Source organism: Alloacidobacterium dinghuense (assembly GCF_014274465.1).
Classification (GTDB): Bacteria; Acidobacteriota; Terriglobia; order Terriglobales; family Acidobacteriaceae; genus Alloacidobacterium; species Alloacidobacterium dinghuense.
Window position 1 is genome coordinate 972,216 of sequence record NZ_CP060394.1, and the last position, 17,122, is coordinate 989,337.

Annotated in this window: 10 protein-coding genes; 3 read left to right on the forward strand and 7 right to left on the reverse strand. The window is 54.5% G+C overall.

The features are described 5' to 3' along the window. Positions 1–154 precede the first annotated feature (154 nt). Positions 155–1,531 carry a cytochrome P450 gene (locus tag H7849_RS03980; RefSeq protein WP_186744321.1) on the reverse strand — a complete coding sequence of 459 codons (1,377 nt, stop codon included), beginning with the start codon at positions 1,529–1,531 and terminating at the stop codon, positions 155–157. 113 nt (positions 1,532–1,644) lie between these two features. Then, positions 1,645–2,781 carry a fatty acid desaturase family protein gene (locus H7849_RS03985; RefSeq protein WP_186744323.1) on the reverse strand — a complete coding sequence of 379 codons (1,137 nt, stop codon included), beginning with the start codon at positions 2,779–2,781 and terminating at the stop codon, positions 1,645–1,647. A 549-nt stretch (positions 2,782–3,330) separates the two neighbouring features. Between H7849_RS03985 and H7849_RS03990 the strand changes: the two genes are divergently transcribed. Together H7849_RS03990 and H7849_RS03995 are read left to right on the forward strand one after the other, a co-directional pair. Continuing rightward, entirely contained in the window at positions 3,331–6,627 is a 3,297-nt protein-coding gene (locus H7849_RS03990) for a fatty acyl-AMP ligase (protein WP_186744325.1), read from the forward strand. Positions 6,628–6,946: 319 nt separating this feature from the next. Next, complete coding sequence (locus tag H7849_RS03995; protein WP_186744327.1) at positions 6,947–9,217, forward strand: MMPL family transporter; 2,271 nt, start codon at positions 6,947–6,949, stop codon at positions 9,215–9,217. A gap of 255 nt (positions 9,218–9,472) precedes the next feature. On the opposite strand, the gene H7849_RS04000 is transcribed toward H7849_RS03995, so the two are convergent. The 5 genes from H7849_RS04000 to H7849_RS04020 all read right to left on the reverse strand — a co-directional run bounded on the left by H7849_RS04000 (position 9,473) and on the right by H7849_RS04020 (position 15,617). Then, the gene (locus tag H7849_RS04000) at positions 9,473–10,501 is read right to left on the reverse strand and encodes a radical SAM protein (RefSeq protein WP_186744329.1); all 1,029 of its coding nucleotides are present in this window, start codon (positions 10,499–10,501) and stop codon (positions 9,473–9,475) included. A gap of 273 nt (positions 10,502–10,774) precedes the next feature. Then, positions 10,775–11,053 carry a hypothetical protein gene (locus tag H7849_RS04005; protein WP_186744330.1) on the reverse strand — a complete coding sequence of 93 codons (279 nt, stop codon included), beginning with the start codon at positions 11,051–11,053 and terminating at the stop codon, positions 10,775–10,777. Positions 11,054–11,156: 103 nt separating this feature from the next. After that, positions 11,157–11,357, reverse strand: coding sequence for a cold-shock protein (locus H7849_RS04010; protein ID WP_186744331.1), 201 nt, complete (start codon positions 11,355–11,357; stop codon positions 11,157–11,159). A 209-nt stretch (positions 11,358–11,566) separates the two neighbouring features. Continuing rightward, positions 11,567–14,410 (reverse strand): beta-L-arabinofuranosidase domain-containing protein, encoded by a 2,844-nt coding sequence (locus H7849_RS04015; RefSeq protein ID WP_222439762.1) that lies wholly within the window; start codon positions 14,408–14,410, stop codon positions 11,567–11,569. Between the two features lie 310 nt (positions 14,411–14,720). Beyond that, the gene (locus H7849_RS04020) at positions 14,721–15,617 is read right to left on the reverse strand and encodes a YncE family protein (RefSeq protein WP_186744332.1); all 897 of its coding nucleotides are present in this window, start codon (positions 15,615–15,617) and stop codon (positions 14,721–14,723) included. Between the two features lie 298 nt (positions 15,618–15,915). Between H7849_RS04020 and H7849_RS04025 the strand changes: the two genes are divergently transcribed. Next, positions 15,916–16,677 (forward strand): ThuA domain-containing protein, encoded by a 762-nt coding sequence (locus H7849_RS04025; RefSeq protein ID WP_186744333.1) that lies wholly within the window; start codon positions 15,916–15,918, stop codon positions 16,675–16,677. Positions 16,678–17,122 lie beyond the last annotated feature (445 nt).

The following is a 17,122-nucleotide window of genomic DNA, read 5'->3' on the forward strand; positions in this document are numbered from 1 at the left end:
AGGTGAAGGAGCCCGTGCCATTGTTCGCCTGCGAGGGAGGAAAGTAGGGCTGGTTCGATGCTCCGATCGGTGCTTGATCTCTCTCGATTCGCAGTACTGCGGTTCAGGCACCATGCACCAGGATTTTGCGCAGGCATGTTTGCCCGATTTACCCTTATCCGCGCCCGGACGGCGTTGCAGCGAACCGCTGGTCGTGTGCAATCGCCTTGGTGAAGGTCATGCGGATTCCGTGCTTTGGTCGCAGGATGACCATCGGGCGTGCTTCGATCGTCTGCCCCGGAGCCAGCTGAAAGTCGTATCTTCGGAGCAGATCGCTCAAAATCATGAGCATCTGCAGCATCGCATAGTTACCACCGATACAGCCTCGAGGTCCGCCTCCGAAAGGGAGATAAGTGAAGGGTCTGCGCAACTTCTCGTTCGCTTTAGTGAAACGTTCTGGCTCGAAGCTTTCTGGACTTTCCCAGTAGCGCGGCGCATGGTGCGCCCCATACACATAGACAATGACCGTCGATCCCCGAGGTATGTCGACCTCCCCAACACGGTCGTCCGCGATGGCCATGCGGTCGATCATCCAAAACGGCGGGTAGAGGCGAAGTCCCTCCTGAATGACCTGAGTTGTGAATTCGAACTTGGGAACATCCGCGTGACTCAGAGGCGCTTCGCCAAGCACGGAATCGAACTCCTGCCGGACCCTTTCGAGACAATCCGGACGCGAGCTCAAGAGATAGAGAAGCCACGATAGACCATTCGACGACGTTTCATGACCGGCAACCAGAAGTTGCATGCTTTCGCTCAATACCAGTTCATCGCTCATGCCTTCGCCATCGCTATAACGGGCATCCATCAAAGTCTGTAGCAGGTCCTGGCCACGCTCCTGGTTGCGGCGTTGTTTGATGTAAGCCATCAGAATGCTGTCGGCGCGGACTCGCATGTCTTCGTGTTTGCGCAATTCGCCCGAAACTGCAAAGTAGGGATTCAGGTAGGGCTGAAGTGTTTGCCGAACGATAAATTCCTGGACGGTGCAGATGGTATGGCTGACGAGGTCGATGTCTTCGTCCTTCAGGCGAGCGCCAAACAGGGATCGGGCGACCATCGCGAAGGTCATTTTCATTAGATGGGTATAGATATCTACGGGGCCGCCACCGATTTGCCTCTCGAAATCCCGCAGCGAATCGGCGAGGGAGTCCTGCATGATCGAGGACAGAGCATCGAGTTGCTTGCGGTCGAAACCCTTCTGGATAAGACGCCGCTGTGTTCGCCAGGCCTCCCCGTGGGTAGTGAGCAGACCTTTACCCAGGAAGTGACCCATCCGTTTTACCTGAATTTCGGATTTCTGATAATTTTCCGCATTGGTCTTCAGCACATGCTGAATGACCGAAGGATCGGTAGTAACGATGGCCTCTTTAAGACCGCCGATATAGAACCGGAATGTGTCGCCGAGGCCTGCGGTGTATTTCGACAAAACCCGCACGGGATTGCGGGCCAGCGCGCGCGAATCCGCAAAGGAGCGAAATCGGGAAACAACGGGCATAGCGGAGGCCAACGTCACACCTCGCCGCCCAGGTTTTCGTATAGAAATGCCCGGAGTTTCATGTGGTTTGTCTGAGGCGGTAAGGTAGCCATAGGAAAGGACCGAAGCTCGAATCAGTTTTCGTTGCCCAGTTTCCTCAAAAGTATCAGATGATGCCAGATTGCGCGCGTCATGGTGGGGTATTGACGATAGGGAACGCCAAACTCTTCAGCGGTCTCCTTCACAATCCGGGTCAGATGGCCGTAGTGGGTGTGACACACGAACGGGCACAGATGATGCACGACGTGATGATTGAGGCCGCCCGCAAGCCAGCCCACGATCGGATTCGCCGTCGCATAGTCGGCTGTGGTTGCAAAGATGTGATACACGCCGTTGTCAAACTCGCTGCGGTCTGAGGGAAAGTACGTGCTGTCGACAGTGTGTGTCGTTTGGAATACCAGCACTACGGTCAAACCGATGATCAAATGGACCAGCAAGAACGCCGCAGCAACCAGCAGCAGCGATTTCCCCAGTACCACCACCGGCAAAATGAACATGTAGGTTAGATAGAATCCCTTCCCCGTAAATAGGATGGCGTATTCTCGCGCTGGATGCTTACGTTTCAGATAGTCATGAGACGGGAAGAAAAAGCACTCAAAGTCCCTAACGAAAACGTAGTCGAGCGAGAACAGGGCGTACAAGAAAAACGCATAGATGTGTTGGAATCGCTGTACCCACGTGCGCGGTTCGTGGGGGGTAAATCGAAGGAGGCCGCGTCCCGTCAGCGCGTCGTCCTCAGGGTGGACATTAATGCAGGAATGGTGGCCTCGATGGTGGAGGATACGCCACATGTACGAGCTGATCCCGCAAAGATCGAACACATAGTTCAGAGTCTTGTTTACGGACGGCACAGACGAGATGGCGTTGTGGTTGCTGTCATGCGCGATGTTCAGTAAGAGGAAAGTCTGGGCGAGGCCTCCCAAAACGTAGAGGACGATAAATCTCCATGAATCTGGCTTGAACGCGTAGATGGCAATCCAACTGCCCACCAGCACTACCAGCCCTGTGGCAATCTTGACCCACATTGTTTGGTTGGCTTTGGGGGAAATGTTCTGATCGACAAAGAACCTATCGAGGCGGCTGCGTAAGACTTTCGGGAAGGAAGACGCGCCTGCCGATTCGCCCACGGGCCGCTGTGGCGAGGCTTCGGATGGTACAAGATCATCCATCTCTTGATCTAGAGCGATCATGGCTTGGGCCTCGGACGTCACAGCGCCTCCAAAATCATTCTAGCCGGTCCGGCGCATCCCGTCCTGTAGCCCCGGTCTCCCAGGGTGGCACCCAATCTGTTGCCCCGACGCCGCCGAAAGCTGATGCTATTTCCAAAATTTATTGAGAATCAAGGAATTCGGTTCCCTCTAGTCAGACGGATCCGGGATGGGCGCATCGTTTTTGGAAGCGAGAATGCGTTGCACAGCTTCTGGCTCTGCTAACATAAACTATTGATCACGTACAACGAAGGCGCTTTGAATGGGGCGGTAGATGCGCGGCGGGCCCCTGCAGGATTTCCTCGCCTCGTGCGCTCTGCAGTCAGGGGGACTTCTCCTCGACCCGTCCGAGCTACGGACAGGCGCGGAGGCGTTGGGCCTTTGTTCTCAAAGTGGGCCTACACTCTCAAAGTCGGCCAACACCATGGTTCCGCACTCCGAGACTCAGTCGTATTTCGCCTCACCCTACCATGGCATGCGCACAGCAAGACGTTTCGTGTTTCTTACGCACTGAGTTTTCCTATTCAACCTCGGGGGTATTGCTGATCTATTATGGCGTCGATCTTAGACCAACTGGATAAGCTGGGGGATGAGCACCCGCACAAACTCCTTTATTCGTACATTGACCTGAACGGCAATCCAATCGAATGCTACTCCTATGCGTCGTTTCTACACCGGACGAAGGCGATCGCCGGTCACTTGCGGAAGGAGGGCCGTTTCGCGGCGGAGGACCGGCTTCTGCTTGCCTACCCGCCGGGGCTCGAAATGATCTGCGCGTTCTTTGGGTGCGTGCGCGCCGGATTGATCCCCGTGCCTGTCTATCCCCCCGGTTCTCGCGGCTTCCAGAGCGCCTTATACAAAATGGTCCACATCGCCAAGGATTGCCAGGCGGCCGGGATTTTAACGAGCAAAGACTACCACGCATCTCTGAAGACGAATCTCGCCAGAAGGGGAGTCTCGAAGTCCGGCGTCGACGTGGACTACATTTCCGGTCTTCCGTGGATTGTCACGGAAGACTTCGTGGATATGATTTCGGACGAACTCTTTAGCGACACTTCGAAGATTCTGTTTCTTCAGTACACGTCGGGGTCGACGATGGAGCCCAAGGGCGTGATGGTGACGCACGAAAACATCCTGCATACCTATCCGCTCGTGATCGATCATCCCGACCCGGTAGTCGTATCCTGGCTTCCGCAGTATCACGACATGGGACTGATCGGGTGCTACCTGTATCCCGCGCTTAAAGGTGGCACGATGCACGGCTTCGCTTCCATGGACTTCATACAGCGGCCTATCTTGTGGTTCGACGCGATAACAACCTATCGGGCCACCGCCACGGCGGCTCCCAACTTCGCTTATGACTATTGCCTGCGCGCCGGAAGGCTTTCCAAGGAAAGTCTGGACGACTGCGATCTCAGCTCGTTACGAGTGCTGATGTGCGCGGCGGAACCTGTAAAGCCAGATACTTACACACGGTTTCTTGAGGCATTTCAGCCTTACGGACTCGAGTCGGAGAGCTTTTATGCCGCCTACGGGCTGGCGGAGAATACTCTAGCGGTTTCGCTGGGTGGCCGAAATATTGTTTCGGTCAATAAGCGCGCCCTTGCGCTGGGGAAGGCTCGCATGACCACCGAGGTCTCCGAAATCGACAACGCCACGCAGATTGTCAGTTGTGGGACTCCACTCCCCGGGATCGACGTTAAGATCGTGGATCCTGAACTACACGTCGCTCTCGAGCCAGGCCTTATTGGCGAAATTTGGGTCGCCGGGAACGGTAAGTGCCTGGGTTACTGGAGGAATCCGGAATTGACGCTGAAGCAGTTTCGTGCGCGGATAGTGGACGACAGCCCCTATGACGACGGCTACCTTCGGACCGGCGACATGGGATTCTTCCACGACGGCGAACTCTTCGTTTGCGGCCGCATCAAGGACATGATTATCCTCCGGGGGCAAAACTATTACCCGCAGGATATCGAGAACGTTGTGGAGAGAGCGTCCGGTCTGATCCGGGCCAATTGCGTCGCCGCGTTCCAGATTCACGAAGACAGCGAGCCCGCGCTGGCGATCGTTGCCGAAGTGAAAAATCCTAATGCGCTTCCAGACGCGCGAAAGATTGCCGCCGCGGTCCGGAATTTTCTTAACGTGGAAGTGGCGTTGATTTCCTTCATCGCACCTCGTGCGATACCGAGGACGAGTTCCGGCAAGATCATGCGCCATAAGACCAAGCACATGTGGCTGGAAGGTCAGTTTACGGTTCTTTCCGAGTTTTCGCGGGAGAAGGACGCGGGCGCCTTCCCGTCCGGTTCTGACATCCAGTCGTCCTTCGATGAATTGAAAGCCAGATACAACCTGACAGGCATGGAATCCTACAACCTCGTCGAAGCCGGGCTGGATTCCCTAGATCTTGTCGTCTTTATGCATGAGCTCAAGGAGCTTTTAAAGGATAAAGGCGCCGAGATGCTGGCGAGGCAGGTTGATATCGGCGTCATTCAGCGGGTGAGCGTAGCCGAGCTGTTTCAACTCGCCGAACAGTTGGAGCGCGCTCCCGAAGAAGCCCTGGTTTTGCTGCGTCATTCCTTGGCCGCGTTCCGTAAAGAGCAGCGCGAAGCGGAAAAGCAGATGATGAGCGACGATAGCAAGCTCATCTTCGCACCTTCGATACCCGCGTCTTTGCCGGAGATACCGGTGATGAATCACGTCCTGCTGACGGGTGGCACCGGCTTCATCGGACCGTTCCTCATGAAGAGCCTGCTGGAACAGACGCAGGCGAAGATCTATGTTCTCGTTAGGTCCTCCGACGAAGTCAAGGGCAGCCAACGACTGCGGGCGGCGATGGAATCGATGGGGCCTTGCCCGGCCCGGCTGATGCAGATGTTTGAGGCTCGCGTGATTCCCCTTTGCGGCGATCTCGGGCAGCCAAATCTGGGCCTGTCGCCGGACGTCTGGGATTTCCTGGCCAATGAAATCGACACGGTGTTCCACAACGGCGCGACCGTGAACTACCTGTTCAACTACGACCGCATGCGTGACGCGAACGTGCTGGGGACGAATGAGGTCTTGCGACTTGCATTTGAAGGAAAGTCCAAGGAATTCAATTACGTCTCGACTACCTTCGTCTTTGGCTGGGCTGTCAAATCAGTCCTGTATGAGACCGACTTCAACAAGGATATGGAGCTTCTTGATTTCGGATACAGCCAGTCCAAATGGGTCGCAGAACAAGTGGTTGCAGACGCGCGCAGCCGGGGGCTTTCAACGCGCATTTTCCGGCCCGCTCTCGTTAGTCCTTCCATTACGGGCGGAGGCAACAACTTCGATATCGCCGTTCGCTTAGTAGCGTTTATGGTGAATCACGGCATCGGAGTCGATGCTCTGAACCAGGTTAGCTTCGTTCCCGCGGATATTGTGGCGAACAATATCGTTGCGATTTCAACCACCCCGGGCACAGAGAATAAGACTTACCATGTGGTGCGAGACGATTATGCGAACATGATGGATATTACCGGGCTCATTACCAAGTCGACCGGACGGCAATTCGAAATATTCAGCGTTTCCGATTTCGTTCCCGAGTTGATCCGGAGATGCCGGAAGGAAGACCTTCTCTTTCCGCTGCTGGATTTTCTGGTCGGCTCCGTGGACAACATCACCGCGATGGAGTTCAAACGCTATGACAGTTCTTCTTATCAGGCGGCTCGCGATGCCTCTGCGTGGGGCAAAGCGGATCCGTCTCTTGAAGATACGGTCAATGGCATTTTGAAATTCATGCATCGCAAGGGAATCATTTCGGTTGCGGCTCGTGAGCCCAACGCCGTGTTACCACTCGACACGCGTATGGCCTGCACAGATGCGTGACCCGCTACCGCTCTTGAAATACCAGCATCGCGGTCAGATGTGGGCCGGTTTCCAACGTGCCTGAGGTGGTCAGCGTCATCTGCCGCCCATCAGCAGACCCCACCTGTCCTTTTGGGCCACTTGATCCTCCAATTTGAATTGCGGCAACCAGTCCGAGCAACGCGAAATTGCGAATTGGTCCTCTCAAATCCTTGAAGGGGAAAAATTGGGCAGACTCAGACAGGCCTGGTAGGTGCGCGCTGCGAAAGTACATCCATTTCACCATACAAACCGATTACCCACCGGGCACCTATTTTGTGTCTGAAGCCCGTCGGTACCGGTGGAGAATAAGGTTGTCCTTTTGTATGACATCATGAGTCTCGTGAACGTGCGCCGTTTCTGGGTTGCCGGAGTAGTCCTTGCTGCCGTCGTTGCGCTTCTTCCATTCTCCTTTCACTCCGAAAGCCATCTGGAGACGGCAACTCGTGTTGAAGGTAGCCAAGCCGAAACAGTTGCGCAGGAGTTGTCTACTCGCTTTCGCTCGCCATTCGTGGATCGCGTGGTTCTGGTGATTCAGGGGCTCCCCGCCGCGGATTCGCCGGAGGGCGAGGAACCGTTAGAAACCATCGTTACCCAGCTGAGAGAGGAACCCGGCGTGTCCGGCGTTGTTTCTTATCTCGAGTTGCACGATCCGATCTTCCTGGGCAAGGGCGGTGGAACGTATATCCTGGTAGGCCTGTCGTCGACCCAGGGTCCAGTGGAGTCGCTCGTTCCCAGGCTTCACGAGCTGGCACACGCTCTAGAAAATCAACTACGCGGCCGGTATCCGTCCGTGAAACTCGAACTGACGGGCGAGATTCCATTGAATTTCGACATTCGGAAAGCCAGCGCCAATGATGTGCGACGCGCCGAAACTCTGGCGATCCCGGCGACCCTTGCACTTTTGCTGTTGGCTTTCGGAAGTTTAGTCGCCGCCATAATTCCCCTGGCCATTGGTCAGCTTGCCATCGCGACCACTCTGGCGATTGCCGGCTTCCTGGCCAGGCGCTGGCACTTATCCGTTCTGATTCAGAATCTAGCCACCATGCTTGGATTAGGTCTGGGCATCGACTATGCGCTCCTGATGGTCAGCCGCTTCCGAGAAACTATCTCTGCCGGGCTCGACGGACCGGCAGCCTCGGTTACGGCAGCACGTCAGGCCGGTCATACGCTCCTGATTTCATCTTCGACGGTAGCCATCGGATTTCTGGCGCTCCTGACGGTTCCCATCAGCGAAATCCGTTCCATTGGGGTCGCGGGATTCCTGGTGGCGGCAATCAGTGTGTTGCTTACAAATACCCTCGTTCCGGCGGCGTTGGCGTTGCTCGGCCGGCGAATTGATGCTGGCCGGATGCCGTTTACTCCGCGGCTGGATGGGCATCGGGCAGAACGGACGGGAAACCGCTGGAGACAATGGGGAAAGGCGATTGTCGCCCATCCCTGGCTTGCCCTGTTTCTGGCAGGCGTTCCCTTGCTTTTGCTCGCCTGGCAAGCCACGCGGCTGAATACAAGTGTTCCTAAAGGAGATTGGCTTCCGGAGTCGGCGGAATCAGTCCATGCGCTGCACAGTCTGGAACAGATGGATCGGGTCGGCGTTGTTTATTCGATGCGGGTCATTGTCGAACTGCCAGCGGATTCCATTGCGCAAACCGACGCGGGATGGAATGTGCTCGATCGCCTCAGCAAGCGCCTCGCGAGCGACCCTCGTTGCGCGCGCGTAATTTCTATCACAACACTCGCGGACGGCGACCGTGCCTCCCTCACTGACCTCTCGCAGGAGACGCAGCGCACGTTTCTGAGTAGTGATGGACGGGCAGCGCTGCTTGAAGTGCTACCCGCGACTTCGGTTTCCCTGCGCGATCAGGTCGACTGGGTGCGAGAGCTCCGGAAGACCGGCGCGGCAACTCTCACCGGCGTGCCCGGAGCAACGTTGCAAATTGGGGGCATCCCGGCACTCAATGCCGATTATCAGACGATTGTCACGGACCGCTTTGTGCGGGTTACGGCGATGGTGGTGGTGGCGACGCTGCTGGCGCTTCTGGCCGGGTTCCGATCGCTTTTCGCCGCCCTGAAGGCTATCGCACTGAACCTGCTCTCGGTTGCGGCCTCCTTCGGAGCCTTAGTCTTAGTCTTCCAAGATGGACGCGGGAGCAGCCTGCTGGGAGTTCCCGAGGGAACGGGCAGCGTGTTCCCCCTTGTTCCTATCGTCGCCTTTGCCATCGTCTTCGGACTAAGCATGGATTACGAAGTGTTCCTGGTCGCGCGAGTTCTCGAAGCCAGGAGAAGCGGACTGAGTGAAATGGACGCAATCCCGGAGGGGCTAGCTAGAACGGCAGGCCTGATTACGAGCGCGGCTGCGATCATGATCGTGGTCTTCGCGGCATTTACCTTCGGAAACTTCCTGGTGGTCAAGATGATCGGATTTACGCTGGCGGTCGCCGTTCTGATTGACGCGACACTGGTTCGTATCGTGATCGGCCCCGCGCTCCTTCGTATTGCAGGCGATTGGAATTGGTGGCCTGGAGGGCTCGCCACATCACGCAGGGTGCCTATGATGACGAACCACGAATGACGCATGAGGTTTCGCACGGTTCAACCAATTCTGCCGGCACCGTCTCGATTCTTACGAATGTGAAAAAAATGCCTTCGATGAAGGCCATGACACTCATCTATTGCAACCCATGCGCATGTGATCCACGACATCGAAAACGTGTCTTGCCGAGAAGGATCGCCTGCCTGATCAAACCCGCCCGTGATACCTAGCGCGCCAGGACATGTCCGGTCAACGGGTCATCGGCTGTAGGTAGTAAAGACCGAGAAACGCCCATCAGTCCTGCAAAATCCGGAACCTTGAACTTTCCGGAACTGTCAGCGGCCGCCTGAAGCTGTCTCTCGCCTTTCTCCAGGATGTCCCAGCTCTATCAGACAACATGAATAAATGACCCGCGGTCAGCCTACCCAATACTCGATGATGCCCGACCGCTGCCAACCCCATGGAAGCAATGCAGCCACACTGAGCGCAATCCGGATCACCGCCAAACTGACATGGCGTGATCTTAGCCTTCAAGTCTGCAGATATCGTCTGCGTTGTCCTCGCAAAGATACAAGCTTCGGGACTGGAGGGCGGTGTCAGCATCTCTTGAATGAGCGATTCGTGCATATCCAGAATGGGATACTTGTTACAAAGCGACAGAAGATCCGCAACAACAAACGATCGCTGTTCAGAAGTGAGAATCTCCGGGCCGACTGCCCCTCGTTGTGGCGTAAAGAGACTAAACCAAACTTTCTTGATCTCAGGACGACTGCTCCAGAACTTAAGAAACTCCTCCAGGTAGCCAGGCCGGGCGGCAATGTTTCCGGTGATAGTGGAGTGGATCGTGACTTTCGCCCCAGCAATATTTTTGAGAATTCGCTCATAGGTTGCAGGTTTCCGCCGTTCATCGTGGTCAGGCTGAAGTCCGTCGATGGAGATGACGATGTTCAAACGGGTGAACTTGTTCCATTCAGCAGGGATGGTCCGGAACGCGCTGGTCACAATCTGTGTATGGATACCGCGTGCCTCCAGTTGTGGAAGCAGTAGCTCCAGCTCCCGGTATCGAACCAGGGGGTCGCCACCGACCAGAGACAGATGCAGAGGCTTCTCACGGTCGACGATCGCAAGAATGTTCTTGACCAACTGGTCGCCTTTGAAATCCGAGAGTTGACGCAGTTCTGATTCACCGCCAAGATGAGCAGAATCGAATGCATAACATCCTGGACAACGAAGCGGGCATTCTTTGGTGATCTCGATTGAAAGAGATGGTTTCCGGCCAGCTAGGATGCCTCTCCATGCCTGCAATACTTCAGTTGTTTTCATCTGTCTCCATTTCAAACGGATCGAATGTCTGATTGAAGGCTGCTAGAGGATTCTTGGATCTTATTGTTAGATGTTCTCGATCCGCTTTCGTTTGCAAGTGCATGACAGAATACATTTTAGGTTTTTTCCGGGAGAAGATGGTCGAGCAGAAGACTAGGACATGGATCTTGGATGAATTCTGGGTGTCAGACAGACCATGCTGAACAGCAAGCCCCTACAATCTGGGCAGTGCAGGCGTTGCCCAGATTGTAGATGAAAGCCATCTAGGCGGCACTAGGCAATGTTGGCGTGCTCTGTGCTTTCTGTTTGCGGGCGAAACGAGCGCGGAAGGTCGGATGGGTGGAATTCGACCCCATCTTCTACAAGTTTCTGCGCAGTCCGTGCAAGAGTTGCCCGTTTTGCCGTCATTTTGCCGATCGCGGTTTCACGCTCCGCTTCCGAAGCAAAAAGCTCGTACTTTGCCATATGAGCCAGCTTGCGGTCGTAGAGATCGATCTCCTCATGGAGAGACTTCAGATAGTATTTGTCTTGCACTTTGACGGGCTTTTGCATAGGACTCCCTGTTATGAGGGTTGGAAGGTCAACCGGTTGCGAAGAATGCTTAAGCACAAAAAGGGAGCCGACGCTCCCTTTTCCGTTGATTCTGTTCTTGCGCTCAGGCGACTTCGACATTTTCGGCCTGCCAGCCTTTGGGACCTTTCACGACGTTGAAACGTACGGATTGCCCTTCCTGCAGGCTACGGAATCCATTGCTTTGAATTGCCGTGTGGTGGACGAAAACATCCTCGCCATTTTCACGGCTAAGAAAGCCGAATCCCTTTGCATCGTTGAACCATTTTACTGTTCCTTGTTCCATGACTTATTCCTTGTAAATTTGATGTACCGCCGAACGCAATGTGGAGTGTTTTGCGAGTAGAGGCAAGCCGGAACAAGCAAGTAAACCAGATCGGATTCTTCGATCTCTTTTAGAGTATCACCCTAATGGTCCTCAGCGCTCTCGATTGCCCAAATTCATCCGTAATGTCGCGATATGCCAGTTCTTCCTCAGAAATCAGGTTAGGAATTTTAAATCCACACCTTTGAGTCAACAGAGCGCTTGGAGTCATCATCGCGATCGTCTGGATAATCGTGGGGTGGCCCCACTCGATTCATGCGTGCGAAGTTGGGAATTGCCATCATGGAAGAGCTGTCTTGCCATTTGCCAGTAATCACCATGACGCCGCCCAGCAGATCGGGACGCCACTCAGTGCGAAGCGGCGCATTGCCGAGTTTGTGGTCGATCTTCTCATTGTCCGCAGTCTCGACGTTATAGATGAGTGGACCATACTTCAAAGCCATGAGATCGCTATCCGCCTTGATCCGACTGTCCGCCACCACTCGCTGTGGCTCCATTGGCAATTCCAGTTCAATGTGGTCACCCTGCTTCCACTCGCGCGTAACAACGGCATAGCCTTTCTGAATAGTCGGCATTTGTTCTTTTCCATTGACGGCAAAACGCTTTACACCTCTGACCGCAGGCGATTCCTGATAAAGCTTGCTCGTGGTCCGATCCGGAATTCTGACGTAGAGCGAAAACGTCTTGGCCTCTTCAGGATTTACGGTGATTGAAACTGATCCATGCCATGGGTAGTCTGTTTTCTGCACGATCTCGACATTGGTGCCTGCGACTTGCCCGACGTGAATACGGCTACCCACGAACATATTCACGTAGAGCCCCTCTTTGCTCTTGACGTATGTCCAAGTGGGAATCATAAGCAATGTGCGCGAAACGTTGCCAACGCAGCAGGGGCACACGTGCCACTTCGCACGCTCGGTATTCACGAGTGGATTCGTATAGCAGAAGCTCTGGCCGTCGAGCGCTACTCCGCCCAGCAGAGCGTTGTACATTGTCTGCTCATATAGGTCGGCATACTTTGCATCGTGATAAGCAAGGTTGAGCTTGTACTGGAAGAAGACAACTCCGCAACTCGAGCACGTCTCGCAGTAAGATTCGTTGCGGAGCGAGTAATTCGGCCCGAAGCCTTCGGAGGTTTCGCCGCTCCCAATCCCGCCGGTCACGTAATATTTCCTGTTGACCATGTTGTCCCAGAGCGAAATAACCGCGCTCTGGTAATCGCGATCGCCGGTCTCAGCCGCGATGTCCGCCATGCCTGAATAGAAGTACATCGCGCGCACTGCATGGCCTACTGCTTCGTACTGCTGCCCTGGGGGCAGGTGGCTCTGGTCGTACTCTGATCCGCCTCTGCGCGAATCAAGGAGGAATTTCGCGAGAACGATATACGCGTCTCCATGGTGATTGCCTTCCTGGTCGTTCACAAAACGGCCGAAGCGCACCAGCGCCTGCTCCATCTCCTGGTGTCCGTCGAACCACTCCTTCTTGCCCGGCCCAATGTTCGCGACCCAGCAGTCCGCGAGTTTTTTCGCGGCGTTATACAGGCGAAGATCTTGACCCTCGGTGAGCGTGTAATGATTGATAGCTGATTCGATAAAGTAGCCGGAGACGTAGCCTTCATGATTGCCTCTATGATCAGGTGACCAGCGTTCCGGCCAGCTCTTGCGATCCGCCAGAATATAAGCAGTCTGTAAATAGCCATCGGACATCTGCGCATCAAGAATGATCGGAATCCAGCGCTCCAGCGTTGCGCGCATGAGTTCCTGCGCCTTAACGATCTCGGCATCGCCCTGAGGTTCCACCATGAGCGCAATGCACATCGACTCTACGGTCTGATGTACCCACGCATTCGAGAACACGTATCCCTTATGTTGCCCGTGGGGCTCACCGCGATTAGCCTTGCCCGCCTCGATAAAGTTGTCGATTCCACCGTCGCCGCGCATCGGTGCGATATCTGTACGCTCACACATCGCAATGCAGTGTGGAATCCAGTCCGTAATTAGAACTTTGGCACGCTCCTTCCACAACCCGCCGTCGATCGCGTACTTGCGGGTGTATACCACGTCAAGACGATCAGCGGGCGGAGCCGGTTCCACGTGGACGTTAATGGCACGCGGTTTATCCTTGCTTCCTGACGCTTCTAAAGCAAGAATATAGTCACCGGGAGCGGAGAAGTTTGCAGTCGTGATCGGTGCATTAGCCGCGGCAAACGCGACTGCTCCTGGACCTGCCGTTTTCACCCATCGCGATCTGTTCTGCTGCGAATCCTCAAGCCATGTCACCTTGCCTGAGAGATAGGTCTGCCCGTCGCTCACCACTGAGCGATCTACGCCGGCATCCACCACCGGTGGAAGCGCAGGAATGGAGCCATAGTTGAAGACTCTCCATTCGAGAATTCCGGCCATGTGCTTCGGCTGTGGAACAACCTCCAGCCGTAATTTGCTTGTCTTTACAGGTTCGAACGCCGTTGTATTGAAGGTGTCCAGAGCCACGCCTAGACCTTGCGGCTGAGATACCGGAACGAAGTTGCTTCCATTCCAATAAAGAATCTTGTAACTCACAGGCGGTTGAATCCGGGGGCCACCGCTGCCGGGAAGCGTGCCCGGGCGAGGATGATCAACTGCCCAGTAAACCTCAAGCCTGTTTACATTGATCGGTTCGCTCCACTCATACTGCACCCAACTTGCAGTCTCAATCGATGAGCGGTCCGCCCACAACGCGTAGAGCGCGTGACTGCGATCGAACGAATTCTCAGGCGTGAACCCATCATTCAATGCGGAGATTTTGTTCTCGCTCATCATGAATTGGCTCGTCGGAATTGCGACCCGAGCGACATTTAGAGCGCTATCCGGAGCCTGAGCAAACGCTCTGGACGTCCCCAGCGCTGTCCACACGGCAGCGGCTCCTGCCCCCGTCAGAAACTCCCGGCGGCTCGGCTCCATTGGTGGCTCAACTTTTGCTGCATCTGTTGCTACGTTTTCCCAAATATCGCTGGAAGGCTTCTTCCAATTCATCATCTGCACCCACTGTGTGAAAAACTCTAACTCATTCCGCACGAATCAAAGGCTAAAGAGTAAACGTTTGCTGATGGAAGCGTAAATTCTCCTCTGGATGGTTGTAAAGTGCAAAGGAGTTTTGCTGAGGGGAGCGAGTGGGGGCCCGGTGGAGTAGCCACTTGCGTAATCGATGTTTTGTGACCAATAAAAGGCGACAAAAGTGTCTAAAAGGCTTCCAGAGAGCCATTCGCAGCCTGTATTTTCAATAAGTTAATTTACCGAGACACTCACCGAACACAGAATCTGTAGCTAGGGCAGTCTTTCTAAAGAACTACTTGTGAAGCGCAGGCCCGTCGACGCGAACGGACGCCTTTGATCCATAGACAGCAGCATAGACTTGGCCGGTGTTCTCATCGACCGCGAGCGTGTAAGGATGTTCTCCTGCCTGATAGGTGCCGAGGATCGCATTCTTCACGCCATCGATAACCGTCACGCTATCGCCATGGACATTCGCGACATAGACACGATTCCTCTCGGCATCGACCGCGACGGCTTGCGGGTGATCACCGACCGCGATCACGTTCACCACCTTCGCCTTGACCGTGTCTATTAAGCTAAGAGTTTGATCTCCGTAGTTGACAGCGTAGAGCATGTGGGTGGCCCGGTTGTATGCAAGGGCACAGGGGATCTGCCCAACCGGTACGGTAGCCATCCCTTGTGTCTTTTCGTCGAGGCTCATGACATCTGCCGTCATCGTGTGTGCCAGATATAACCTGGAGTCTGCAGCGTCGAACGCCAGGCCCCAGATGTGCTCTCCGACCTTCACCTTGCGCAGCGCTCCGTTTGTTGCGTTGACAATGCGTATGAATGGGTCTTCGTATGTCGACAGAAAGAGTGTATTGGTCCTCTCGTCGATCGCGATTGCGTCCGCACTCCCTGTTTCGAGCGAACTGGAAGCATTCGTGACTCCGTCGATCACGGTGAGAATATGGTCGTAGGTGTAGGTAACGTAGACCTTATTCGTCTTTTCATTGGCAGCAATGGTATATGGGTGCGAACCGCCCTTGATGGTGGCGATCACCTTATCCTGGGTTCCATCGATTATGCTGATCGAATTGCTGTCCGTGTTTACCACATACGCTTTGTTGACAGCTGGCAATATAGCGATCGCGATTGGCGCTTTGCCTACCTCAACTCTGTGCGTAGATCCAGTGCTCTCGTCTGTCACGATTACTGAATCAACCCCCTCATTGACTGCATAAACCTTGTGCGTCACAGGATTTATTGCGATACCAACGCTGGTGATTAACCTGCCTGTTGCTTCAGCAGCCGATGCATCCTCGGGCGGGAACAATGCAGCAGCAGCGCAGAAGAATGCAAGACCGCAACTCAGAGCGTGTGAGGCAAGAGGTTTGTGGCGGAGAGATGAGGAGAGCTTCATATTGAGGGGCGACAAAATATGGACTATATTAGCAAACGTTAGAAAGATCGTTAGCGAAATTCTACCTCGAGGCGTGACGAGATTCATGAGGCGACTGGCACGATTTCCAGGAATTCTTACTGCGGTTTTCCTGACCACGGTGTTGGTACACGCTCAGGAAATAAACTTCCGTGTCCTTGCCTTTTATTCAACCCAAGTAGAACAGGACCATGTCGACTTCGCCAAGCAGGCAATTGCTTTTTACCAGGATCTTGCGCGGCGCGAACACTTTTCATTTGAAACCACGACCGATTGGAACGACTTGAGTTCGAAAGTGTTGAAGAACTATCAGGTGATCCTGTGGTTGGATAATTTTCCCACCGAGCCAGCGCAGAAGGCAGCGTTCCAGGATTACATGGAACACGGCGGAGGGTGGCTCGGGTTTCACATTGCCGGCTTCATGGAGCGTCGCGAAAACTGGCCGTGGTTTGCCGATTTTCTGGGAACGGTTTTCTATGGAAATAGCTGGCCCCCCATGCCGGCAACTCTTGATGTCGCCGACTCCCCATCCAACGTCACAGCGGGACTGCCGAAACAGTTCGTCTCTCCGGCGAATGAGTGGTATAGCTGGAACCCAAGCCCACGCAAAAGCCCCAACATCCGCGTCATGATGACGCTTGACGTAAAGAATTATCCGCTAGGATTCAAGGACACGCTTACAGGCGGGGATATTCCCGTCACCTGGACGAACACGAAGTACCGAATGATCTACACGAACATGGGTCACGGCAGCAAAATCTTTGATGACCCACAGCAAAACGACTTTTTTGCGCGCGCATTGCTGTGGCTGGGCAGAAGAACGCAGTAACTGTATCGTTCGAAGCGTCTCAATCCCTCAGGGAAATGAGACCTTGTTATTTGCGATCTACATCTTCGGTTAGGAGTGCTGTTGCGCTCACCACACGGACGACATTACAGATCTAATTGACCGCTGATTCCGGTATAGAGCAGCCGATCATAGTGGTGATCTCGCGACGACCTTACAACTAACATCTGTCACTGTCGGATATCCCGTTGCAACTTTGTCAGCTAAGAATTGAGATTTTTGTTTTGCCGTTGCAGATCGATTCTGCAGAGCAAAAAGAACTTAGCTCGACAATCTGCCATCAAGAGAAATGGCACTGAGTTTGGTATTTCGGTTGCGGGCAAACAATTGGCATGCGTTATGTTATTCCAGCATCAAGCAATGAGCGCGTAACCCTCATTGGATGAAAAAAGTTCCAGTCTGCTTCTCACCGATGGGCGACCGGTGT